Raw genomic sequence first — 23,808 nt, 5'->3', positions numbered from 1 at the left:
AAAGCGTCACGGTAGGGTGGTCGCTGAACGATCAGCCCGATGCGGGCACACGCTCCTTCAGGTATCTTTCGCGCGCTTCGGTCGGGCTGAGGCCGAAATGCGCCTTGTAATGGCGGCTGAGCTGGGCGTGGTCGCCAAAACCCAAGGCATAGGCGATCTCCGAAACAAGCTTGCGGCAGACGGGATCCCGAAGCATTTCGTCGCAGCGTAGCAACCGCTGCAGCCGGATCCACTGGCACGTCGACGTGCCTTGCTGCTTCATGATCTGGTGCAGATAGCGCACCGAGATGCCGCAGGCCTCGGCAATTGTCTGCGGACCGAGATCGCTTCTGGCGAGATTGGCCCGTACGAAGCTCTCGACCCGGTGCAAGTGGCCGAGTTGAACCGATGTCGCATCCGACATCAGCATGCGCTCGTCCGATGTCAGCGACATCGCCAGGATGTCGACGAGGTGCTTTCCGGTCATGTCGCGGGCGGATGCATCCATTTCCACGAGCCGCGGCGCGACCAGGCGGATCATGTCGACGAAGAGGGCACCGGTGCCGCGGGTGGAATCGAAGCTCAGCGAGGCAATGCGCTCAGGCAGTCCGACACGGGGCCGTAACGCGACGATCGGCACTTTCAGCACCCAAAGGGTGTTCTTCGCACTATAGCTGAATTCATAGGGCAGATGGCTGCGTTCGACCAGGAAGGCGCCGGGCTTGCAGGTCACTTCCTTGCCGCTCTGCTCGAAGCTGATCTCGGCCTTCTCCGGCACAGTGATCAGGTAGCTCTCCTCGCGCTCATGCAACAGATGCCGTTTCTGCCGGCGGTAAAGCAAGCCGTCAGATTCCAACCGTGACAGTGAGACGGCGCCAAGATCCCAGACGTTGAGTTCGCCGGAAAACTCCTGCGCGTTCTGGAAGCGCAGATCGAGCGGAAAATAAGTGCTCGACACGGCCTCGTCCCAATAGCGCTTGCGCTCGAACGCAGCGGTGCCTGCCGTGGAATAACTCACGTCCATGCGAAGCTCCCATCAAGTCCGACGGCCCCTCGCCCGGCTGTTCCCTTTGTGCCAAGCGCTGCCGATCTCGGTCATTCTGTGATCCCACCGGCCTTCGTTTCGCGACATCTTTCGTGTCTTGCGCTTGAGGCTTTCGCGGAGGATCTCCTGCAAAGTGCTTCAGCATCCGTTGCGCATTTCATAAGACGCAGGGCGCTGTAGGGTCAGTAAACTACGGCTCTTGCGGCCCGGCTAGTCGCAAAGTGCGTTCGCTCTTGTCGGTGGGCGTAGTGCCAGAGCCTGCAATTCCACGGTATCAGCCCACACGAACCACGTCTTCCGCAGCCAGTGCCACGGAAAGAAGATGCGTATCGTGATGCGGCAGAGCGGACAGCAGAAGACCGACCGGCATACCCGCTTCGCCGGTGCCACAGGGCAGCGATACGCCACACCAATCCAGGAAGTTGCCGATCAATGTGTTGCGCAGCGTCCGCCCATTCGTCTCCACGAACAGGGCGTCATCCGCTTCGAGCGGCACCGTTGGGGGCGCGACGTGCGCGACAGTCGGATAGGCGATGATTTCGCTTGGGCCGACCAACGTCGAAACCTCGGCGACCAACCGGTCGCGGGCGTCAAGGATTGCGATATAGTCGGAGAGTGCGATCTTCTCCCCAAGCCGAGCCCGAGACACGACGCGCCTGTCCATCGATGCGGCATCCGCGCCTTCGAGCCTCAAGCGATGCAAGGCGTATGCCTCGGCCGTTACGAGGGGACCATGAGCGGCCGTGATCTCGAAGATGCGTTTGAAAGCGGGAAACGCCTGGCGCCTGACCCTTGCGCCCGCCCGTTCAAGCCGCGACAGCGCCTCTTCGAAGGCAAAGAACACTCCCTCTTCAGCGCCATCGAACACGACATCGGTCGGCACGACGATCGAAAGACCCTCCAGGCTACCCCTGCGCACTTCCGATGCTGGAAGACCGCGCATCGCGGCATCAACCCAGACGGCATCCTGGACCGTGCGGCAAAGAGGGCCAAGGGAATCGAGGCTTTTTGCCAGGGGGAAGACCCCGCGCATCGAATAGCGGCCGCGCGTCGCCTTGTAACCGACGATGCCGTTCAACGCCGCCGGAATGCGGATCGACCCTCCGGTGTCGGTGCCGATCGAGACCGGCACGAGACCTGTGGCGACCGCAACACCGGACCCGGAAGACGAACCGCCAGGAATGCGCCCGACGTCCTTTGAGCATGGGTTGCGCGGCGTGCCGTAGTGCGGATTGAGCCCGAGGCCGGAGAAGGCGAACTCGCTCATATTGACCCGCCCGACACTGACCATGCCGGCATTGGCGAGAGCAGCCACGACGGCCGCGTCCTCTATGGCCGCCGGATCATTCTTCAACACGATCGAGCCGGCGGTCGTCGACAAGCCCTTGATCGCGAAGAGATCCTTCCAGGCGACAGGGATACCGTCGAGGAGCCCAAGCGGACGGCCAGATGAAAGCCGCATGTGCGATGCCTCGGCCTCGCTCATCGCCCGCTCCGGCGTAACGACTGTAAAGATCGCCTGGTCGACATGATCCCTGACACGTCCAAGCGTCCACTCCGTGAGCGCGCGCGGGTCGAGTGCCCCGGATTGCAACAACACCGAGAGCTGTGCAATCGAGCGCCCGCCAATATCCTGCATCATAGACTTCCTTTAGCGTTCGACGAGTTGCATCCAGCGGCGGACCAGATAGTTGTGCTCGTCCATCGTGGTGTTCCAGACCGCAATGCAGTTGGCCCGCTGCCAGTAGGAGCCGCCGCTGCGCACCGAGCCCGCCTTGATACGGATCGTGCCGTCGGGACCCGGCAGATCCGTGGCCGCCGGCAACCCGCCATACCAATAGTCCCACTCCGCCACCGACATGAAGGCGCGGGACCGTTCGGGGGTGGAAATGTAATAACCCTGGCGGGCGACGACCGCACCCGGCCAACCGGCAATCCACCAATTGAGATACTCGTAGGCGACGTCGAGCATGCGGCCGGAAAGATGGCGAGCGAGACACAATCCACCATGCCACGCGCGATAGCCTTCTGCAGGAACGGCCTGCTCGACGGGAACCCCCTGGCCATTGAGAATGTTGATGCCGGTCGACCACATGCTCTGAATATCCGTTTCGCCGCGCAACATCAGGCGGGCCGCATCTTCGGCCGTTCGCCAGAAGGCGCGGAAATAGCCGTCCTTCTTACGTTCTTCCAACAGCCCGATCAGGCGATCAATCTCATCGACACTCATGCTGCCGATGTTGTCGAAGCTCATGAGGCCGGCAGCTTGAGCCGCGAGCGCTGCATCGAAGATGCCGATTGCCGGCTCGTCGACCAGCGCAGCGCGGCCAGCCCAACGCTCGTCGAGCAACGCCGCCCAACTGTTCATCGCAACCGCGTTCGGCGCCACATCCGTGCGATAGGCAAAACTGTCGAAGTTATGGGTCGTCGGCAACATGGAAACCGACGTCGACGGCGTATCGCCCAATTCGAGATTGGGCTGGACGAAGAGCTTCTTGACGGGCGCGTCCCCCTGCCCCAGCCGTGCATTTGGACCGATATGCCCGGTCTTCGTCAGATCGTTGATTTCGTCCCAAAGCGCAATGCGCCCGATGCTGATCGGCTGGATCGCCCGCCAGTACCAGACGATGTCCAGGTTATGAAAGCACTGGTCATAGATGTCGTAGCTGTCCGGTTCCTGCGCCGCCTTGTGCTGGGTCGTCAGGAAGTCGTTGTTGTCGAACACCACCTCAATGCCGAGGTCCTCTTCGGCACGCACCCGAAGTTCCTCAAGCAGGGAGATCGCCGTGCCGAGCACCCGGAGCTTCGGCCGGCCGACCAGATGCAGGGCAGGAGTGGGAACTGTCGTTTGATCAGGCTGCTGCTTGCTCATTGGGACGAAAGCCGTTCCTGTAATACCGGTTCTTCGGCAACATCCGAGGTGAGCACGGGCGTCCGATCGAGCGCGAATGCCTCGAATGACCGTTTGAGCAGTCCGACATCGAGACCGTCAACGATAAAGACGATGCGCGAGCGGCGGTCCTCATCCGGCCAGCGCTCCATATGGACAGGCGTATGCACCAGATGCTGAACGCCGTGGATGGCGACAGGGCGCTCTTCCCCGGCGATATTAAGGATACCCTTGACCCGCAGAACCCGTTCACCGTGGCGATTGAGCAGCATTGTCAGCCAAAGGCCGAAGGCGGTCCAGTCCACCGCCCTTTCGACCGTCATCACGAATGAGGTCACCGCGGAGGCATGCGCCGTACCGTCAGCCGTCGTCAGAACCGTGGGCGCATCGCAATAGAAACCGCTCGCCGACTGCAGGCCGCCCGCGCGCAGCGTCGGCGCCTCGTCGATCAGCGCGGCAAGGTCGATGTCCGGTTCGCCAGCCAGCACCAATGGCGCATCCGGATTGATGATCCGCAGTTTGTCCGACAGTGCCACGACAGTGCCCGCATCGCTCAGATCAGACTTGGTGACGACCAGGCGATCGGCGACGGCCGCCTGGCGGTTGGATTCGACGTAGGTCTCGAGTTGCGTCAGGCCGTTGACCGCGTCGACCGTGGTAATGACGTTCCCCGGCCGGAAATGATGGCGCAATACCGGATCCGCCTTGATCGTTGACAGCACCGGAAAGGGATCGGCGAGCCCGGTACTTTCGACGACAATGCGCCGAAACGAGGGTACGAGCCCACGCTCACGTTTGGAATGCAGGTCCTTGATGGCATCGGCGAGTTCACCGCGCACGGTGCAGCAGAGGCAACCGGACTGCAGAAGCACCATGGTGTCGTCGATACGCTCGACCAGATGGTGGTCGAGACCGACGTCACCGAATTCGTTGATGAGCACCGCGGCGTCGCTGAGCGCCGGGTCGGCAAGCAGCCGCGACAGCAGCGTCGTCTTGCCCGATCCGAGGAAGCCGGTCAAAAGGTTGATGGGCGTGAGCCGCGGTATATCCTCGACCATCACGCTTCCTCCGCCCCGGCAATAAAGGCAGGATCGAGCGGATCGCAGAGCCGGCCGCAGAGCCGTTCGGCGGCCGGCCACAAATGGCCGATATCCTCGATGATCTCGCTCTTGCCCGTCCGCGTCGACAGCACGAAGGATGCGCCTTGCCAATCGGCAAGCGTCAGGCCGAAGCGGGCAAGCATTGCGTTGGCGATGCGCACACGGTTCGCCCGTTCACGCCGGCGATCGATCCGCTCGACGTTGCGGGTGAAGACACCGGGGCGCGCCACGGCGTCCGCCCAATGTTCGTTGCCGCCGAGGATGCCGCAAAGGGAACACATGATGCTGTCCGTTCAAAAGGTCCAAGGGGGCGGCAGGCCGCCCCCGGGTTGGTTATTTCTTGCGCGGGAAGCGCTTGGCAAAATCGTCGGCGATCTCGTTCATCGTCACGAACTTCACGCCCGGATGCTTGATCATGTGGGCATAGAGCCGCTCGAGCATCATCAGAACCTGCGGGCGTCCGGCGACATCCGGATGGATGGTAATCGGAAACACCGCATAGTCCATCTCGCGATAGACCCAGTCGAACTGGTCGCGCCAGATCTGTTCGATATCGTGCGGATTGACGAAGCCGTGGCTGTTCGGGGACTTCTTGATGAACATCATCGGCGGCAGATCGTCGAGATACCAGGAGGCCGGGATTTCGATCAGATCGGTTTCCTTGCCGCGCGTGAGCGGCACCATCCAGTCCGATGGCTTCCTCGAATAGTCGATCTTGGTCCACTTGTCGCCGACACGCACATAATAGGGCGTGAAGTCGTTGTGCATCAGCGAGTGGTCGTACTTGATGCCGCGTTCGAGCAGCAGCTCGTTGGTGACGTTGGAGAACTCCCACCAGGGGGCGACATAGCCGGTCGGCCGCTTGCCCGACAGCTTGGTAACGAGCTCGATGCATTTGTCGAGCACTTCGGTTTCCTGCTCGCGCGTCATGGCGATCGGGTTCTCATGGGTATAGCCGTGAATGCCGATCTCGTGGCCGGCATCGGCAACCGCCTGCATCTGCTCCGGGAACGTCTCGATCGAGTGCCCGGGGATGAACCAGGTGGTCTTGATGCCGAAGCGCTCGAAGAGCTTCAGCAATCGCGGGCTGCCGACCTCGCCGGCAAAAAGACCGCGCGAGATGTCGTCCGGCGAATCCTCGCCCCCGTAGGATCCAAGCCAGCCGGCGACCGCATCGACGTCGATGCCGAAGCTGCAGAGGATTTCCTTGGCCATGATGTGTGTCTCCTTCGTGTTTTCGTTCAAAAGGTCAGGCTGGGATCACGGTTGCTTCGCCGGGTTGCCAGCTCAAAAGAATGTCCGCGCCGACGGGGAAGGCGTCGGGCTGGTATTTGTCGACGTGGGCCTCCAGCGAGACGGTGCGCCCGTCCGGAAGGGCTGCCGTCAAATGCGAGACATGGCCGACGACGTCGAAGCGGCTCACGTTGGCACCGACGACGTTGCCGCCGTAATTGGCAGCGATCCGGTCACGGTCGACGCGCGCGGCTGCGTGAACCTCGATCGCCTCTGCCGGAATGACGACGTTGACGCGTGACCGTCCGGCGAAGGCGCCGTTGACGCGCCCGGACAATTGGCCGACGGCAGTCGATACCAGAGCCCGCTCGCCGGAGGCGTCGTCGACCTCGCCATGAAAGATGGTATTGTTGCCGATGAACTGGGCGACGAAGGCCGTGTTCGGCCGCGTATAGAGCTGATGTGGCGGGCTGATCTGCTCGACCCGCCCCTGGTTCATAACAACGATGCGATCCGACAGGGCAAGCGCTTCGGATTGGGCGTGCGTGACAAAGATGAAGGTAACGCCGAGCGTCTTTTGCAGCAGCTTGAGCTCGTTCTGGATCGCCTTGCGCAAATTGGCGTCGAGTGCGCCCAGCGGTTCGTCGAGCAGCAGAATATCAGGCTCGACCACCAGGCCACGCGCCAGAGCGATGCGTTGCCGCTGACCGCCGGACAGCCGGTCGGGCTTCTTGTCGGCAATGTCTTCCAGGCCAAGTGTTGCCAGGATGCGATCGACCTTCGCGTCGCGCTCCGGCTTGGCCATGCCCTTCACCTCCAGACCGTAGCCGACATTGCGGCGCACGGTCATGTGCGGAAAAAGCGCGTAACTCTGGAAGATCATCGAGGTCGGCCGATGCTCTGGCCTGACGTCGTTCATCCGCTTGCCCTTGATCAGCATGTCGCCGGAGGAGATCGCCTCGAAACCGGCGATCATCCTGAGCGTCGTTGTCTTGCCGCAGCCGGAAGGGCCGAGGAACGCGATGAACTCGCCCTTGGCGACGGACAGGTTGAAGTCGATCACGGCAGGCGTGCCGTTGTCATAGACCTTGCCGACATTGTTGAGTTCGAGGTCGAAGATCATCGTGGCTCTCCGGAGCTTGGCTGAAATCACGGCTATCGGGCGCATGGCCCCGGCCATCCCGACCGGTTGGTATGTGAGCCGACCGGGTGGTCGCTCGGGGCCATGCACCATGTCTCAAGAACCGGGCGGCACGGCCGCCCGGCCTGTTCGGTCAAGCGTTCAGGAACTCGTCCCACTTCTGGATCAGGTGATCGTATTCGTCCGGCCACTGGTGCCAGTAGGCGACGTTCTTGGCGCGCTCTTCGAGCGAGCCGCCGTCGCGCAGGTCCCCTTCCTTGATGCCGCGCTCGGCAGCGCCGACCCAGGGCTTGCCCTCGTACCAGAAGGCATATTTTTCCGGCGCCATGACGTTCTTGATGTTGGTCGACGGCGAATAGTAGCCCTGTTCCGAAACGGTGATGCCCGGTTCGCCAGAGAGCCAATAGTCGGCATAGGCGATGACGGCTTCCTTGTTCGTCGTGCCAGCGATCATCGCAGGTCCGATCGCCCAGCCGCGATACCCTTCTTTCGGCACGGCATAGCGGCATGGCTTGCCCTGCGCCTTGACCGCCATGACGGCCGGCTGCCAGGCGTCGCAGACCACCATTTCGCCCGATGCCATGAGGTTGACGAGTTCGCCGAAATCGCCCCAGAGCGCGCGGAACTGGCCTTCCTTCTTCTTGGAGATCAGGAACTTCGCAGCTTCGTCGATCTCAGCAGCCGTCGCATTGCCGGGGTTCTTGACGTCGGAAAGTCCAAGCGAGTTCATCGCCATCATCGCCTGGCCGATCGCGATCAGCGGGTCGGTGTTGATGCCGGACTTGCCCTTCCACTTGGGGTCGAAGATCGCAGCCCAGCTGTTGGCCTCTTCGGCCGAGAGCACATCCGGATTGTAGCCAATGGAATCGTAGTTATAGACGGCCGGCACCATGTTCAGCGAGGACTGGCCGTCGTCGGTCCAGATCTGGCCGACGATCTGGGCGGCCCGGTCCCACTTGTCGCTCGGCGTGGTGAAGGTATCGCGAATATTCGCCCAGTTCTTCAGCGCCGAAGCCGGGATCGGCTCGACATTGTTGGTCATGACGATCGACGGCAGACGCTCGGCGATGATCTCCCAGCAATCATAGTCCTTGGAGCCGGAAAGGATTTTCGTCTGCGCGTCCGGGAAGGTGGCTGCCGTTCCCGACGTGCCGCCGACGCCGGCTGCCGCCTTGAACTGCTCGAGGATGCGCTCCTGCACGGTGACCGAAAGGCCGATAGTGCGGAGCTGCTGGCTGGCGAGATCGCTCGCCTGCGCGAAAGCCGCGCGCGAGGAGAGGAACGGCGTTCCGCCTCCGATCGCGAGCGCCATCACCCCGGCGGAGCGTTTGAGGAGCGAGCGGCGATTGAGTTCCATATTCGGCATTGTCTCTTCTCCAGTTGTCGTTGTTCCCCGGAGGCCGTTTTTTCGGCCCCCTCTTCATCATTCGCCGCCACCGCGGCACTCGGTCCGGAGGCCTGGAGCCGGTCGCTCCCTCTGTGGCCGCCGCACGATTGCAAGGGCGCGTCAGTAGCGCCCGACCAGGAGGCCACCGTCGACGACCAGCACCTGCCCCGTCATGTAGCGAGCGGCGTTCGACGCCAGGAACGCGATGACGTCGGCGATGTCTTCCGGCGTGCCGAGCCGTTTCATCGGAATGAAAGCGGCTGCCGCTTCCGCGCCGACGGGCCCCAGCGAGTTCTCCTCGGAAAGCAGTTGCGCCGTGCGGATGTATCCGGGCGCGACGCCGTTGACGCGCACGCCGTCGGCAGCAAGCTCGACCGCCAACCCGCGCACGAGGCCGACGACGCCGGACTTTGCCGCGGAGTAATGGACATGCTCGTCCCAGCCATAGGCGACGCCCATGATCGAGGAGAGCGCGACGATGCTGCCTTCCCCGCGCCGGCGCATGCCGGGCGCCGCGGCACGAGCCAGCCGGAAGATGCCCTTCAGGTCGATGTCGAAGGTGAGATCCCACTTGTCGTCGGTAAGTTCGGTCAGCGGCGTGCGATGGGCGATGCCGGCATTGGCAACAACGACATCAATGCGGCCGTGGCGCGCCTCCAGGTCGGCGATGATGGCATCGGTCGCCGCGGTAGAGCGGACGTCATAATAGACAAACTCGGCAGAGCCGCCGGCGGCACGGATCGCCTCTACGGTGGCGATACCTTCACGCTCGAGGATATCGGTCACGACCACATAATCGCCGGACGCCCCAAAGGCCTTGGCGGTTGCCTGGCCGATGCCGATGCCGGCACCGGTGACGATGACAATGCGGGACGTCTTGGGAGGGTGTGTCATTTCCAACTTTCCTGTCAAAGCATCACGTCGCCGGAGTTCGGCCCGAGCGTCTGGCCAACGAAGAGGCTGGCTGCCGGCGATGCCAGAAAGGACACCGTGGCTGCGACCTCTTCCGGCTCGCCGAAGCGGCCTAGCGGCAATTGCTGTTTTTTGGCTGCGCGCCAGTCGTCAGAGAGTTCCATGACGAGCGGCGTATTGACCGGCCCGGGCGCGACGGCATTGACGCGAACGCCGCGGCTCGACACTTCGCGGGCCAGCGCCTTGGTCATGCCGATGATCGCGGCCTTGGCACCGGAATAGTGGACAAGTTCGACACCACCGATCTGACCGAGTTGCGAGGCGATATTGACGATCACCCCCTCGCCGCGCTCAAGCATCGGGCGCAGCACCGCCCGGGTCACCAGGAACGTACCGCGCACGTGAACGGCAAACATCCGGTCGAAGTCGCCGACCTCGAGGTTCTCGAACAGCGCCTGATGAGCGATGCCGGCGTTGTTGACGAGGAGCGTCGTCGTGCCATGGGCGCGCTCGCCGGCCTCCACGATCTCGCGAACATCCTCCTCGCTGGAAACATCACCGGCAACAGCAGTCGCCCTGCCGCCTGCCGCAACGATCTCGGCGGCGACGGCCTGGCTGCGCACGGCAGAAAGATCGTTGACCAGCACGGCATATCCGTCAGTTGCGAGCCTCAAGGCGATGGCGCGTCCGATGCCGGAGCCGGCGCCGGTGACGATTGCTGCGTGAGAGGAAGCGTCTGCCATTACGCCTCCTCCTGGATCGCGACGCGCTTGGCGCGGCGTACCGAAAGCGTCATCAAGGCCGCGTAGGTGCCAAGCAGCGCGAAAGAGAACAGCGTCGTCAACACGCCGAAGGCGAAGACGTTCGGATGCACTTCAACCGAGAAGGTGCCGTAGATTGCCAGCGGCAGGGTCAGATCACGGCCCGAGGCAAAGAGCGTGCGCGAGAACTCGTCATAGGAAAGCGTGAAAGCAAAGAGCATCGCCGAGAGCACGCCGGGAAAGATCAGCGGGAACGTGACTTTGCGGAAGGTACGCGCCGGAGTGACCCCAAGCGACCAGGACGCCTCTTCCATGCTGGGGTCGAAGCGGTTGAAGATCGCAAGCATCACCAGGAAGGCGAAGGGGAACGTGTAGACCACGTGCAGCACGAAGGCCGTGCCCCACCAGTGGCGATCAATGCCCAGCGTATTGGCAACGAGCGCCATGCCGAGGCCGACGAGCACGCCGGGTACCATCATGCCGAGCACGATGAGATAGAAGACAACGCCGGAACCGCGGAACTTGCGGCGGAAGGCCTGCGCTGCGGTAACGCCCAGAACGGTCGAGACGATCATCGTCATCACGGCAAGTCCGAGCGAGCGCACCAGTGCCTGTTCGATCGGCAGTGGCGCAATACGCGACGGCGGCGTCAGGCCGAAGAGATGCTGGTACCAATAGGTCGACCATTCGATGATCGGGAACTGCGGTCCGCCTTCCGGCCCAGTCTGGAACGAGAGGATCGCAAGCACCGCAAGCGGTCCATAGAGGAAGACCAGGAAGAGCGCGGTATAGGCGCCGAGGCCGAGTTTCATGCCGCTGGCGTTCATGATCAGAGTTCCTTCCTGAGGTCGACGACCCTGAGCAGAGCGGCGATGACGGCGCCCATCAGGACGGTGAGAACGACGCCGGCCACCGCGGCAAACGCCCATTTCAACGAGCCGACCTGGGTGACGATGATGTTGCCGAGGAGGTTGACCTTGCGGCCGGAGAGTGCTGCGGAAGTGGCAAACTCCCCAAGCACCATCACGGAGACGAAGATCGCGCCGACCACCACACCCGGCATGGAGAGCGGCAGGATGATCGTACGGAAGATCCGCCAGAAGCCGGCCCCCAGATCCTGCGCCGCCTCGATGATGGAGTGATCGATGCGACCGAGCATGAAGGCGATCGGCCCGACCATGAAGACGCAATAGATCTGCGTCATGCCGATGGTCACCGAGAGTTCCGAAAACAGGAGGACCTCGATCGGTGTATCAATGATGCCGACGTTCATGAGGATCATGTTGATCGCGCCTTCCTTGCCGAGCATGGGGCGCCAGGCGAGAACGCGAATGAGGAACGAGGTCCAGAAGGGAATGACGCAAAGGACCAGCAGAACCGTCTGCAGCGCCTTGTTCTTGACGAACAGTCCGACATAGAGAGCCGCAGGGTATCCGACGAGGACGGTCGCGACGAGAACGATCAGCCAGATACGCACCGTCGTCCAAAGAGCGCCGAGATAGGTATCGCTGGTGAAAAACGTGACCCAGCTCTTCAGGGTCAGTGTCGGCTCGATCTTGAAGGTGGTCTGCGTCCAGAAGGATACGTAGACCATCATCAGCATCGGCAGGACGAGGAACAGGACCATCCATAGCACGCCAGGGGCGAGCAGCCAGAGCGCTTTTCCGGTGGGTTTCCTTTCAGCGACGGATTCTGCTTCCGTCTGTTCCGCAACGGCCATCATGCTCATCTCTCAATCTCCGGGGACCAGCGCAGCATCGAGGCATTGGCTCTGGCAGTTTCAGTTTCGGGCGCGTGAGGCGTTTCAAGCGTAGACAAGGGCGTCCTCCCGTTTCCAGACGAGCGCATAGCGGCCCTGATCCTCATAGGCCTCGGGGGCGGCATGGCTGAGATGGGTCTCCACTTCGAAGACCCGACCATCATCCAGGGTGAAGAAGGAATTGACTGCGGCGCCGGAATATTCGCTGGCAACGAAATTGCCCTCGACGCGGACCTCGTCGTTCCCGATCGCCGCTTCGCGCGGGCGCACGGCAACACGGTCGTAGCGGATCGCATAGGCCGGTTGCGCCGCGCGGGTTGCCGGGCGATCGCCCAGCGAAAAGCGCCCGGCACTGCCGACGAAGGCACCGCCCTCCAGCCGTCCGGGAAAGAGGTTGTAGCAATTGAGGAAGCGGGCGACCGCCGGTGATGCCGGACGGTTGTAGATCGTATCGGAATCGGCCGATTGCGCGATGCGGCCGCGATCGAGTACCAGGACCGTATCACCCATTGCCAGCGCCTCGGTCTCACTTCCCGTTACGTGCAGGAAAGTCACGCCGCAGCGCTCCCGGATGGCGCGAAGCTCCATGCGCATGCGGGCGCGCAGGTTGGCATCGAGCGCACCGAGCGGCTCGTCGAGCAGAACCATGCGCGGTTCGGTGACGAGCGTGCGGGCCAGCGCGACGCGCTGCCGTTGACCGCCGGAAATCTGAGTGACGGCGCGACCTTCGAGACCTGTCAGGCCGACGAGAGCAATGATGTCCTTGACCCGCCCTTCGACCACCCGGCGGTCCGTCACCGCATCGATCTCGCGGTTTTCGAGACCGAAGGCGATGTTCTGGGCGACCGAAAGATGCGGGAACAGGGCGAAGTTCTGGAACACGAAGCCGATGCCGCGCTGATGCGGCGCCACGGTGTCGATGCGCTTGCCGTCGAACAGGATGCTGCCGCCGTCCGGATCCTCAAAGCCTGCGATGACGCGCAGCAAGGTGGTCTTGCCGGAGCCGCTTGGGCCGAGAAGCGAGATATAGGCGTCGCCCGGCAGCGCGAGATCGATACCATCGAGCGCACGCATCTCGCCAAAAGCCTTGGTGACGTTTTTGAGCTGTAGGACTGTCGACATCGTTTTCCTGCCCGTTATCGCCGACCGGCCATCAGCGAATGCTTCGCCCTCGTCGGCGCCGATCAGGCATCCGAACGCACATGCGATAGCGATCACGCATGGTTCACATGCGCGGCTGAAATCACGGTCCTCTACGATTTAAAAAGTTAGTTCCACCTGCGCGCTTCTTCTGAGCGCTTGCATGTCACGAACCATGACATGAATGATTTTTGTATGCAATAGACTTTTATTCGGCTTTGTCAGATGCAGATTAACGGCAATGCCGCACCTCAATCCGATGAAGGGACGCTTCCCTCCCGCCGCAAGACAGTGCGCCTCAAATCATACAGAACACTATGCAATTGCGGGATCCGCTGGGCGCAACCACGACGGATCATCAATTTGACTGGCGACCCCTGTCGGCTTCGCAGAGTCCAATCTCCCACAGATCCGAAACGCCTTCCCATGACAACGCAATGGACAAACGCGCAGAAAAAATGCACATGAGTATTCAATATGCATTTATTTTGCGCTGTCACGATTACCGGCAAGTGGCGTAAAGAAAGGAGACGACTTTGCCAGCCAAACGGAAGATGCCAGACCGCATGAACGAGCCACGCCTCGGCCAAAATCCGCAGCGCCGATACGAAATTGCCGAGGATGTGCTGCGAACGAACATTGCCGAAGGCACGCTGCCGCCCGGCCTCGTGCTGCTCGAAGGACCGATCGCCGACATCCTGCAAATCTCGCGCGCACCGGTGCAGCGTGCGCTCCTGCAGCTCGAAAGCGACGGGCTTGTGCACCGCTTCAAAGGGCGTGGCTATCTGGTCGGTCCACCCGGCCGGGCAATCGAACCGAACCGCACCGACATCAAGACGCTCGGCCTCATCGTTCCCCAACACGCCGACGAGGCCCTGCAAAGCCGCTCGTCCTGGGAGCGCATCTACGATGAGATCGAGAACGACGTGGCCGGCTGCGTGATCTTCGGCCAGTACCGCATCATCGAAAACGAACTCGCCAACCATTTCAACGTCAGCCGCACGGTTGTGCGCGACGTGCTGACCCGCCTGCGCGAGCGTGGGCTCGTGCGCAAGAACCAGAGTTCGCACTGGATCGCCGGGCCGTTGACGGCGCAGACGGTGAAGGATCATTTCATGCTGCGCCGGCTGCTGGAGCCGCAGGCACTGGCGCTCGGCGCGGCGCATGTCGACCGCGACCGGCTGACAGCCCTTTTCAACCGGCTGGTCGAGTTCGGCCAGACGCAGGACGGGAACGGCTGGCTGGGCCTTGAAGACATTCTCGTGGAGTTTACCGAAGCCTGCGTGCTTGCGATGCCGAACGAACGCCTGCGCGAGTTGATCCGCAACAACCTCCTGCCGGTGACTGCCACCGAAAGACTGCTTCGGCAGTTGGGGCTGCCGGGCGATCCGACCGTGATTGCCGAACTGAAGCTCATTGTCGAGCTGATGACGCGCGGCGCCAATGCGGCGGCAGCGTCGATGCTTGAAAGCCATATCGACGCTTCGCTGAACCGGACGATCGCACAAATGAAGATCGTCGCAATCATTCCCGGCCCCAGCTTTACCGCGGCCTATCTGACACGGGTCGTCGAATAGAGGGGGTAATGGTCCGAGACGGGCGCTTCGAACTGATGCGGACGACGCCGATCGCAAAGTCAGGTCCGCCCTCCTCATCATTCGCCCTCCCGTCACCAAGCACCTAGTCGCCGGCTGCAATCGAACTGTTCATGTTGAGGGCCAACGGCCGCTCACGCGGCCGGCGGCCCATAGTGTCACGCCTTTCCGGCAATCGCCGCCCGCAGGGCTTCGAGCCGCCTGCCCTCTTCGGCGCGAGCCGCCAACGCTTCCTCCATCGTCACCTCGACGAAACGGGTCGGCGTATGCGGCTGCAACTGACCGATGAGGTCCATGTCCGCCGAGATCACAGTCCCGACCATGAAGTAGCCGCCACCCGATACGGCGTCGCGATGCAGGATGATCGGCTCCGTTCCGCCCGGCACCTGGATCGAGCCATAGGGATAGCAACTGTCGACGATGTTCGAAGGATCGGAGCCGGCGCCGAATGGCTGGTCGCGATCGACGAAGCTGAGCTTGCGGCCGCCGCGGAAGCGGTAGCCCATGCGGTCGGCTTCCGGCGCCACCTTCCACTCGTCGGCAAAGAACGTCTGCTTTGCCTCGTCCGTCAGGCGGTGCCAGTAGAGCCCGGGCAGCACCCGTAGTGCGGCAGGCGCCGCGGGTCCGCGGCGCAGGCTTTCGTCAACCGTCAGCCCTTCGCGGCCGGCGCCCGTTTGCCCAACCGGCAGCACGTCACCGGCTGCAAGCGCGCGTCCCTTGTGCCCACCAAGCGCGCCGATCGGATAGGTCGAGCGACTGCCGAGCGCCTCCGGCACGTCGATACCGCCCGAGACGGCGATATAGATACGCGCGCCGGATTTAAGGAAGTCGAAGCTCAGGGTTTGGCCGGCCCTCACCCGAAAGGCCGTCCAGCCCGGCTGCAGCACGTCGTCGACCTTGACCGGCATGTCGGCGCCGGTGACGGCAACAAGCGCATCTTCGGTGAATTCGAGTTTGGGCCCGAGGAAGACCGCCTCCAGCCCGGCAGCGCCTTCATCGTTGCCGACAAGCAGGTTGGCGGCACGCATCGCGTAGCGATCCATGGCGCCACCGATCGGGATACCGAGATGGAAGTAGCCGGGACGGCCTAGGTCCTGGATAGTGGTCGCCAGACCATGATGCAGCACGTTAATGGCCATTGAGCACACCCTCCAGCTTGGTGTTGTATCCGGCGATATCCTTCCGGAACTGGCGCAGATCGAAGCTGACATCGCGGATCGGTGGCGCGAAGCGCCCCTTGTCGACATCCTCGACCGCCTGGTCATAGGCGTCGCGATCGATCGGCTTGAACTTCACAATGTCACCGGGGCGGAAGAACACCATGAAATCGCGGAGATAACTGGTCGTCTGCGTCGGATCGAAGATCGGCATCGGCGTGATGCCGAACATCTGGTAGCCGCCAGCACCCCGCACCGAATAGATGCAGCCGAAACAACCGCCATGGCCGACCGTCAGCTTCGGCGTATCGGTCCGCGGCCTGAGATACTTCGGCACCTCGATCTGCCGTTGCCGCTCGACCATCTGATACATGAAGGGCAGGCCTGCAACGAAACCGACCATCGAGACGAACCAGGGCGAGCCTGAGTGGGCGGCTACGAAGTCGGTCACCGCGTCGTATCCGTTGATGCGCGCCGCATAGTCGAGGTCGGTACCGCCGGGGTCCTGGTGCCGTTCACGGAAGCGCATCAGCGTTTCGTGCGTCCAGGGGTCGTTGTAAAAGACCGGGATCTCGACGATACGCGTGCGGATGACCGGCTCAGCCCGCTCCGCCGCCCCTTCGATGGCGCGGACTTCCTTCAGGACGTCATCCGGCTTGATGACGTCAGGATCGAACTTGATCTGGAAGGAAGCGTTCGCCGGGCAGATTTCGGTGACGCCGCGGATGCGGCTCTCCCGCACGCCCTTCGCCATCGAAAGGCTCTTGAAGAAGGCTTCGAGGGACATCTCGTCGCTGCATTCGACGAACAGATGCTCGTCGCCTCCAAACGTGTAACGTGTCGGCATCACGCGACCTCCGCGGTGCGGCCGCCCGAAGCGGCAAATTCGGTTTCCAGCCAAGTTTCGAGAAAGCGGGTATGGAACGCGCCGGCCGCAACTTGCGCGTCGGCGGCCAGCGCCTGATGCAGGGCGATCGTCGTCGGCACGCCTTCGATCTTCAAATCGGCAAGCGCGCGCGAAAGTCTGGCGAGACACGCTGCCCTGTCCTCGCCCCAGACGATCAGCTTGCCAAGCAGGGAGTCGTAGAAAGGTGGTATCGCGTAACCCTCGTAGAGCATTGTGTCGAAACGAACGCCCTCGCCATCCGGAACACGCAAACGGGAAATCTTGCCGGGCGCCGGCATGAAGCCGCGTGCCGGGTCCTCGGCATTGATCCGGCACTCGATCGCGTGGCCGCGCGCAGCGACGCCCGATTGAAGCACGGAGAGCGACGCACCGCCGGCGACACGGAACATCTCCTGCACGAGGTCGATGCCAGTGATCATCTCGGTAACCGGATGCTCGACCTGAATGCGCGTGTTGACCTCGATAAAGTAGAAATCCCGCGTTTCGTCGTCATAGAGGTATTCGACGGTGCCGGCGCCGCGATAGCCGACGGCCCGGGCGAGCGCGACGGCGCTGTCGCAGAGCTTCTGTCGTACATCTGCAGGCAGGAGGAACGAAGGCGCCTCTTCCCAGACCTTCTGACGGCGGCGCTGCAGCGAGCACTCCCGCTCGAAGCAATGCACGAAGTTCTCGCCATCACCGAGAATCTGCACCTCAACGTGACGCGCGCGGGTGATGACTTTCTCGAGGTAGAGGCCGCCGTCGCCGAAGGAGGCGAGCGCCTCGGCCGACGCCTGGGGGAACTGCTTGTCAAGTTCCGCCGGATCGTTGACGATGCGGATGCCGCGCCCGCCGCCGCCGGCGGCCGCCTTGATCATAACCGGGAAGCCGGTCTCAGCCGTTACCGCATGCGCCTCTTCCACGCTCGAAATCCGGCCGTTGCTACCGGGTACCGTCGGCACACCTGCCTTCTCGGCGACGGCACGGGCCTGCACCTTGTCGCCGAGCAGCCGGATGGCGTCACCCGAAGGGCCGATGAAGATCATGCCCGCGGCAACCACCGCATCGGCGAAATCGCCGTTTTCCGACAGGAAGCCGTAGCCCGGATGCACGGCATCGACCCCGGCACGCTTGGCCGCCGAGATCACGGCGGCAATATCGAGATAGGATTTCTTCGGCGCCGGCGGACCGATTTCGACGGCTTCATCCGCGAGCTTCACGGCCAGCATATCCGCATCCGCGGCGCTGTAGACCTGAACCGTGCGAATGCCGAGGGCCTTTGCCGCCCGGATAATGCGCACGGCGATCTCGCCGCGATTGGCGATCAGGACCGAGCGGATCGTCATTGCTCCACCTCGGCGATCACCTGGCCGGCCATGACGGGCTCTTCATTGTCGACGAGGAACCGGATGCTGCCGCCGGTGACGCCCGCCTGGATCTCCTGGAAGGTCTTCATCACTTCGATCAGACCGATCGCCTCATTGGAGGCCACCGCATCGCCGTCCGATTTGAACGGTGGTACATCCGGAGCAGACGACCGATAGAAGGTTCCTGGAAGGGGCGATCGGATTTCGTGCTTGCTCATGGTTGCCTCCGCTTGTCATTTGTTGCCTGGATCACGATGCAACCGGTCGGAGCGACCAAAGCCATAAACGTGATCGGTTCTCATTGGTTGGGGCAGAATGCGGGCGGACTGCCGCCCACACCTTTCCTCACCCCACTTTAAGCTGTGAAACAGGAGCGATGCGGATACCCTCCGCCGCAAGCGCTTCCCGCATGCGGCGCACGATATCGAGTGCGCCGAGCGTATCGGAATGGAAACAGACGGATTCGAACGCGATCTCGATGTCGCTGCCGGTCACGGTGCGCACGCGCCCTTCCTTGCAGGCGCGCACCACCTTGCGTGCGATCGCGGCCGGGTCGGGACGCCCGGCATCGCGGGTAAAGACGATCGAACCACTGTCGTCGTAGTCGCGATCGGCATAGAACTCGCGTATGACCGCCTGCCCGACTTCGCGTGCGGCGATGTCCGTCTCCGAACCGGCCATGCAGAAGACGAAGGCGGTCGGTGCCACCGTGCGCATATATTGCAGGAAGATCTGGGAGAGTTCGCGGTTGACCGCCATCTCCATGTAAAGCGCGCCGTGCGGCTTCACATGCTGCAGGCTGGTGCCGTGCCGTCTTGCAAATTCGCGGATGGCACCCACCTGGTAGACGATATCGTTGACCAGTTCGCGTGCGGTGCCGGCGATCCTGCGACGACCGAAGCCCTGCAAGTCACGGTAACCCGGGTGCGCCCCAATGCCGACGCCATGCTCGGCGGCAAGCCGCACGGTCTCGTCCATCAGATTGGGATCCCCGGCGTGGAAGCCCGCGGCAATGTTGGCGGAGCTGATCAGCGCCATGAGCGTCGCATCGTCCGTGTCGCCTATGTGCCAGCGACCGAAGGCTTCTCCCATGTCACAGTTGATGTCGACGACGTCGAGCAAGACCATTCCCTTCGATCAGGGCCGCCTCGAAAGCCGGCCAAACCTTCAATAGGGAAACGCTATGAGCATTTACTGCATTTGAAAAATTCTATTTTCATATGCCCTATATCTGTTTTTCAGAATTCGTGGTTGCAATCTCGTCCATGAAAAAATACCGTTAATACGGCCGTTTAGGCTGATCTGCACGAAACGCGGTCAAGTATCTGCACAAGGAGCGGGCAGGCTTTCTGATTTTCCAGCCTGCGCTATCGAAAAATCAGAAGAGAAGTCGATGTCGATCAGCCTTCGCCAGCTTCGCTATTTCGTCGCCACCGCCGAATTGGGGCAGATCTCGCAGGCTGCCGTCGATCTCTCCATTTCGCAGTCAGCGATTACCACCGCGATCAAGGAGTTGGAGCGCATCGTGGGCGCCAGCCTCTTCCTGCGCACGCCGAGCGGCATGGATCTGACCATGGCAGGCCGTCAGTTTCTCTCGCATGCCTACGAGATCTTGAAGAAGGTCGATGAGGCAACGCATCTCAACGTGGTGAGCAGTTCGGTGGAGGGTACGCTGGCTATAGCCGCCACCTATACGGTGATCGGCTACTTCCTGCCGCAACATATAGAACGGCTTCGGCGGCTATTCCCGAAGCTCAAGGTTCAGTTGTACGAACTCAATCGTGAGTCGATCGAGGAGGGGTTGCTGACGAACCGCTACGATATGGCCGTCCTGCTCACCTCCAATATCCTCAATCCCGCGCTTCAGACCGAAAAACTCATGAGTTCGACGCGGCGTCTCTGGGTTCCCGCCCAGCATCCGTTGCTTGCGCGCGACAATGTCGGCTTTCGCGAGATCGCCCAGGAACCCTATATCATGCTGACGGTCGATGAGGCCGCTCATACCTCGCTCAAATACTGGAGCGCATCGACCTATCAACCGCGCGTCATCCTTCGGACCTCGTCGGTCGAGGCGGTTCGGTCTCTGGTAGCCAACAGCCAGGGCGTGGCGATCCTCTCCGACATGGTTCACCGTCCCTGGTCACTGGAAGGGCGCCGTATCGAAACGATCGACGTGCGCGACGCAGTTCCGGCGATGGATGTCGGGCTTGCCTGGCGCCGAGGCGCGGAATTCACGCCGGCCATGACGGCGCTTCGTTCCTATTTCCAGCAGAGCTTTCATCTGCCGGGCGTTCGGTCCAGTTCGTTCGGAGCGGAGTGACCCGCACTGTCCTGTGCCGATCCGGGGAGCCCAGGCTGGGGCTGCACATCGCCTGCGTCGCCAGGAGCAATCGACATTCAGTCCTTTCTCGACTGTAAGTTGCATTTTCTCGTATTCTTCGATTGCGGACAAACCCGTTCCTCAGAGCACCCGCGCTGCGACGGAGTGGATCGAGTTATTGCCGTAGCCGAGACGGTTCCACTCGGCTCGCTCGGGTTGCGTTCGGCCTGTCATGTCGGTGGCACGTGCTCGCACGGTGAGTGGACCGATCTCCTCAAGTCGAGTGATCAACTCCCACCATTGCCAGGCAGAGTGTCGTCGTTCGCCAACGAGCCGTGCCTCGCGCCACGGGCCGCCGTTTAGGCTGACATCGACCCTGGAAATGGCCCCAGTGCCCGACCACGCGACCCCACGGATCGCGGTGTCGCCGCGCGAAAGGCTCTCCCCCTCTCCAGGCGACGATATCAACGCTCGCACGTTCATCAGCTTCACCTGTGCGCGTTCATCGTGCCCATTTCGCGTCCACTCGTACCAGTACTTCTCCGCCTGGTAGTACGCATCGCAGGCTTGGTCGGTAACGCTAATCTCGGTCAGCCACTTGACGGACGCCACCGCATACCAGCCGGGCACAATCAGCCGCAACGGATAGCCATGAAGCGGCGACAGCGGTTCGCCGTTCATGTCATAGGCAAGAATCGCATCCGTTTCCCGGACCTGCTCCAGGCTGAGGCCGCGTTCAAAACGGACCGGCGCATCATGCCCGTCAACGACCCCGCTGTCAGCGCCGCGAAAGGTGAGCTCGCTCGCGCCGGCTCGCAGTCCCGCTCGCTCAAGCACGTCCATCAGACGAACGCCGGTCCACTCTGCAGTGCTGACGGCGCCTAGCCCCCAGGCTTCGCCGGGCACGGCCGGATCGAAGAGGCTGCGGCCATTGCCAGCGCATTCAAGCGTCACCACCCGGGTTTCGGCATGAAGATTGTGAAGCTCCTTCATGCTTAGTTCCAACGGCCTGTCGACCAGTCCGCCGATCGAAAGCCGGTAGCTGTCGCCGCCAAGGGCCGGAATGTCGAAGTGGTTGCGCAGGTAGAACCGACCGTTTGGCATCACGGCACCGCCTGCAAGGTCCGGCACCGAGGTCTCGCCATTCAACGGATTGACGCTGTGGATGAAAAGACCGGCCTCGGCTGCATCCTGGCAGGCGTCCGCCAGATCAAGTGTATCTGCAGAGACACGCACTGGATGTTCCGCGCATCCACCGCTCGACACCATCGCGGCGAACGTCACCGCTGGCATCACATCGACATCCCCGGCTTTACGGAGGGGTGCCAAAAAAGCCTGAAGGATCGCTTCATCCGCTGCCTCGGCAATGAGCACCAGCAAATGTGAGCCCTGCGCGACCGCTTCCCCCTTGATCAACACACCGTGGCGAGCAGCGTTTGGCCGGCTCAAATGGTTCAGGAGCGTCACGCCCTTGACCGGATCACGCGCCAGGTAGGCTTCGTGCGAGCGGTGATGATGCACAATGAACAACGGCAAGGGGACCTCCTTATTCGAGCGGCAGCGAACCGTCAGCTCGGTCTCATACGATCAGCGGTGGTCTTCAGGCCATTTCAGCACCCGCATGATCAAATAGAACCGCGCGGCCTTGCGACCAGAATTACAGGCCGGATTTTTTTGTGCTGCGTGTTTTCGATCACGGCCGGCCTCTGGCTTGAAACGGCCGACCTCTGGATGCTTTCGGCCGATCTGCTCTTCGACATCGAAGGTGACGGCGAAAAAGCCGTTGGCGGCAAAGTGAGGGCGGGAAAGCAGTTCTGACGCCAGATGACCGCCGATGGTGCTGCTCCCGTGCCGAGCGGCACCATCGACGCCATTGCATTCGTCTCGAGCGCGTGGGTGGAGTGTTCGTCTGCCCCGCCCAGATGCACATAACGGCGGAGAACGCGGCTAAGGCGTTCCCGCCGATGCATCACGCGGTTTCAGTGGCACAAGGCGTGGAGAAGCATTGCCTCGCGGTGCGTTTGAAACATGACGAAAGCGCGGACGTATGTTTTCTAGCCTCGCCGAAACCATAAAGCCAGTCGTGTCCAATACCGCTCATCAAGGGCTCCGGGCGCCCATGCAGCGATCGGCGTGGCAACTGGCACCGTTGGCGATAGACGCTGGATTGAGCGCCTTATCGTCGGATTGCGAGACCGACATTCAATCGAGCCGCAGGCGCGCATGTGCGATATCGGCCACGACCGATACTGCGAGTGAACGTGCATCCCTTGCCTTGTCGAAAAGGCCGATCGGCGCCTTGATGCGAGAAAGCAGACGTTCGTCTCCCCCGCCATCACGCAGCAGCTGGCAGCGTTTCGCATGGGTCCGGCGGCTGCCAAGGGCGCCGATGTAGAACGCACGCGACGCCAGCGCTGCGCTGAGCATCGGCAATTCGCGATCAACGTCGTGGAAAAGCAGCGCGACAGCGGTATCGGCGTCGAGTTCGTCTGGCGACGGTATCTGGCCGCGCGCGAGCGTGACTGTCTCGTAACCGGCGGCAACGGCAATGCGCGCAACCGTGTCGATCTCCAGCGGCGTGCCGGCGATCACGACCCGCGGCCTTGGTCGGTAGGCGCGCACAAAGCAATCGCCATACCAGCCGCTTGCCTCCTCACCGCGCTGCAATGAAAGCGTGCGCTTGCCAGGGTGATAGCGCAGTCCCACCGGCGAGCGACGCTGAAGCGCGGATAGCGCCTGGCTCAAGACGGCTGCGTCCTCCAACACATGGATCGCAAGGGTAATACCGCCGCCACAGGGCAGGACAATATCGAAAAACGGGGACCCTTCGCCAAGTCGAAGAAGACGATCCATGCGCTTGTTGAGGGCAGACATTGCGTCTGCGGCGACGGCCGCTTCGGTGCAACCGCCGGAGACGAAACCGCAATAGAGACCATCGCCGCGCACGACCATTTGCGCGCCAAGGGCGCGCGCCGCACCGCCACGAATGTCGACGAGCGTGATGAGGGCCGTCGGCTGGCCCTCTTCGAGCGATCGAGCAGCAAAGGACAATATCTCGATCGCATCGTCGGACAGGAAGGCCGCGCGCGGTTCTGGCGCAAGCGTTTCCGGATCGGCGGCTATGCGGATCGTCACC

General features: G+C 62.3%; 23 protein-coding genes. 3 read left to right on the top strand and 20 right to left on the bottom strand.

All coding sequences use genetic code 11. The features are described 5' to 3' along the window. Positions 1 to 31: 31 nt before the first annotated feature. The 13 genes from JVX98_RS29040 to JVX98_RS28980 all read right to left on the bottom strand — a co-directional run bounded on the left by JVX98_RS29040 (position 32) and on the right by JVX98_RS28980 (position 13,329). On the bottom strand, positions 32 to 1,003 hold the full coding sequence (locus JVX98_RS29040; protein WP_205239899.1) for a helix-turn-helix domain-containing protein: 972 nt from the start codon (positions 1,001 to 1,003) through the stop codon (positions 32 to 34). Between the two features lie 295 nt (positions 1,004 to 1,298). Continuing rightward, positions 1,299 to 2,666, bottom strand: a complete 1,368-nt coding sequence (locus tag JVX98_RS29035) for an amidase (protein ID WP_205239898.1) — start codon at positions 2,664 to 2,666, stop codon at positions 1,299 to 1,301. 9 nt (positions 2,667 to 2,675) lie between these two features. After that, positions 2,676 to 3,896, bottom strand: a complete 1,221-nt coding sequence (locus tag JVX98_RS29030) for a PotD/PotF family extracellular solute-binding protein (protein ID WP_205239897.1) — start codon at positions 3,894 to 3,896, stop codon at positions 2,676 to 2,678. Further along, the gene (locus tag JVX98_RS29025) at positions 3,893 to 4,972 is read right to left on the bottom strand and encodes a GTP-binding protein (protein WP_205239896.1); all 1,080 of its coding nucleotides are present in this window, start codon (positions 4,970 to 4,972) and stop codon (positions 3,893 to 3,895) included. Before JVX98_RS29025 ends, JVX98_RS29030 begins: the two co-directional genes overlap by 4 nt. Then, on the bottom strand, positions 4,972 to 5,295 hold the full coding sequence (locus JVX98_RS29020; RefSeq protein WP_205239895.1) for a hypothetical protein: 324 nt from the start codon (positions 5,293 to 5,295) through the stop codon (positions 4,972 to 4,974). The genes JVX98_RS29025 and JVX98_RS29020 overlap by 1 nt, the downstream gene beginning before the upstream one ends. Positions 5,296 to 5,347: 52 nt before the next feature. After that, positions 5,348 to 6,229 (bottom strand): polysaccharide deacetylase, encoded by an 882-nt coding sequence (locus JVX98_RS29015; protein ID WP_205239894.1) that lies wholly within the window; start codon positions 6,227 to 6,229, stop codon positions 5,348 to 5,350. A 34-nt stretch (positions 6,230 to 6,263) separates the two neighbouring features. Continuing rightward, positions 6,264 to 7,370, bottom strand: coding sequence for an ABC transporter ATP-binding protein (locus tag JVX98_RS29010; RefSeq protein WP_192449049.1), 1,107 nt, complete (start codon positions 7,368 to 7,370; stop codon positions 6,264 to 6,266). A 151-nt stretch (positions 7,371 to 7,521) separates the two neighbouring features. Next, positions 7,522 to 8,754, bottom strand: coding sequence for a PotD/PotF family extracellular solute-binding protein (locus tag JVX98_RS29005; RefSeq protein ID WP_192449048.1), 1,233 nt, complete (start codon positions 8,752 to 8,754; stop codon positions 7,522 to 7,524). 141 nt (positions 8,755 to 8,895) lie between these two features. Next, positions 8,896 to 9,669, bottom strand: a complete 774-nt coding sequence (locus tag JVX98_RS29000) for an SDR family NAD(P)-dependent oxidoreductase (RefSeq protein WP_205239893.1) — start codon at positions 9,667 to 9,669, stop codon at positions 8,896 to 8,898. A gap of 14 nt (positions 9,670 to 9,683) precedes the next feature. Further along, a complete protein-coding gene (locus tag JVX98_RS28995) occupies positions 9,684 to 10,430 on the bottom strand; it encodes an SDR family NAD(P)-dependent oxidoreductase (protein WP_192449046.1) in 747 nt (248 codons plus the stop codon). Then, complete coding sequence (locus tag JVX98_RS28990) at positions 10,430 to 11,275, bottom strand: ABC transporter permease (RefSeq protein WP_043621711.1); 846 nt, start codon at positions 11,273 to 11,275, stop codon at positions 10,430 to 10,432. The genes JVX98_RS28995 and JVX98_RS28990 overlap by 1 nt, the downstream gene beginning before the upstream one ends. A 2-nt stretch (positions 11,276 to 11,277) precedes the next feature. Further along, positions 11,278 to 12,168, bottom strand: coding sequence for an ABC transporter permease (locus JVX98_RS28985; protein ID WP_371826603.1), 891 nt, complete (start codon positions 12,166 to 12,168; stop codon positions 11,278 to 11,280). Positions 12,169 to 12,252: 84 nt separating this feature from the next. Beyond that, positions 12,253 to 13,329 (bottom strand): ABC transporter ATP-binding protein, encoded by a 1,077-nt coding sequence (locus JVX98_RS28980; protein ID WP_205239891.1) that lies wholly within the window; start codon positions 13,327 to 13,329, stop codon positions 12,253 to 12,255. 584 nt (positions 13,330 to 13,913) lie between these two features. On the opposite strand from JVX98_RS28980, the gene JVX98_RS28975 reads away from it, so the two are divergent. Further along, on the top strand, positions 13,914 to 14,924 hold the full coding sequence (locus tag JVX98_RS28975; protein ID WP_205239890.1) for a GntR family transcriptional regulator: 1,011 nt from the start codon (positions 13,914 to 13,916) through the stop codon (positions 14,922 to 14,924). 176 nt (positions 14,925 to 15,100) lie between these two features. Here the strand turns inward: JVX98_RS28975 and JVX98_RS28970 are convergent, their stop codons facing one another. From JVX98_RS28970 to JVX98_RS28950, 5 genes are all read right to left on the bottom strand, one after another. Next, positions 15,101 to 16,081 carry a biotin-dependent carboxyltransferase family protein gene (locus JVX98_RS28970; RefSeq protein WP_205239889.1) on the bottom strand — a complete coding sequence of 327 codons (981 nt, stop codon included), beginning with the start codon at positions 16,079 to 16,081 and terminating at the stop codon, positions 15,101 to 15,103. Further along, entirely contained in the window at positions 16,071 to 16,946 is an 876-nt protein-coding gene (locus JVX98_RS28965; RefSeq protein WP_205239888.1) for an allophanate hydrolase subunit 1, read from the bottom strand. Before JVX98_RS28965 ends, JVX98_RS28970 begins: the two co-directional genes overlap by 11 nt. Further along, positions 16,946 to 18,331 (bottom strand): acetyl-CoA carboxylase biotin carboxylase subunit, encoded by a 1,386-nt coding sequence (locus JVX98_RS28960; RefSeq protein ID WP_205239887.1) that lies wholly within the window; start codon positions 18,329 to 18,331, stop codon positions 16,946 to 16,948. The genes JVX98_RS28965 and JVX98_RS28960 overlap by 1 nt, the downstream gene beginning before the upstream one ends. Then, positions 18,328 to 18,570, bottom strand: a complete 243-nt coding sequence (locus tag JVX98_RS28955) for an acetyl-CoA carboxylase (protein ID WP_043621692.1) — start codon at positions 18,568 to 18,570, stop codon at positions 18,328 to 18,330. Before JVX98_RS28955 ends, JVX98_RS28960 begins: the two co-directional genes overlap by 4 nt. 127 nt (positions 18,571 to 18,697) lie before the next feature. Then, entirely contained in the window at positions 18,698 to 19,474 is a 777-nt protein-coding gene (locus JVX98_RS28950) for a 5-oxoprolinase subunit PxpA (protein WP_205239886.1), read from the bottom strand. A gap of 271 nt (positions 19,475 to 19,745) precedes the next feature. Between JVX98_RS28950 and JVX98_RS28945 the strand changes: the two genes are divergently transcribed. Beyond that, on the top strand, positions 19,746 to 20,672 hold the full coding sequence (locus JVX98_RS28945) for a LysR family transcriptional regulator (RefSeq protein ID WP_205239885.1): 927 nt from the start codon (positions 19,746 to 19,748) through the stop codon (positions 20,670 to 20,672). Positions 20,673 to 20,813: 141 nt separating this feature from the next. Here JVX98_RS28945 and JVX98_RS28940 read toward each other — a convergent pair whose 3' ends face one another. After that, positions 20,814 to 22,208, bottom strand: a complete 1,395-nt coding sequence (locus JVX98_RS28940) for a sulfite oxidase (protein WP_205239884.1) — start codon at positions 22,206 to 22,208, stop codon at positions 20,814 to 20,816. A gap of 147 nt (positions 22,209 to 22,355) precedes the next feature. On the opposite strand from JVX98_RS28940, the gene JVX98_RS32580 reads away from it, so the two are divergent. Continuing rightward, positions 22,356 to 22,490, top strand: a complete 135-nt coding sequence (locus JVX98_RS32580; protein WP_256442739.1) for a hypothetical protein — start codon at positions 22,356 to 22,358, stop codon at positions 22,488 to 22,490. Between the two features lie 384 nt (positions 22,491 to 22,874). Here JVX98_RS32580 and JVX98_RS28935 read toward each other — a convergent pair whose 3' ends face one another. Further along, positions 22,875 to 23,807: an XdhC family protein gene (locus JVX98_RS28935; protein WP_246765111.1), complete on the bottom strand. Its 933-nt coding sequence runs from the start codon at positions 23,805 to 23,807 to the stop codon at positions 22,875 to 22,877. Between the last annotated feature and the right edge of the window lies 1 nt (position 23,808).

The sequence above is a fragment of the Ensifer sp. PDNC004 genome (assembly GCF_016919405.1).
Classification (GTDB): domain Bacteria; phylum Pseudomonadota; class Alphaproteobacteria; order Rhizobiales; family Rhizobiaceae; genus Ensifer.
This window is presented reverse-complemented; position numbering and strand designations above follow the sequence as displayed.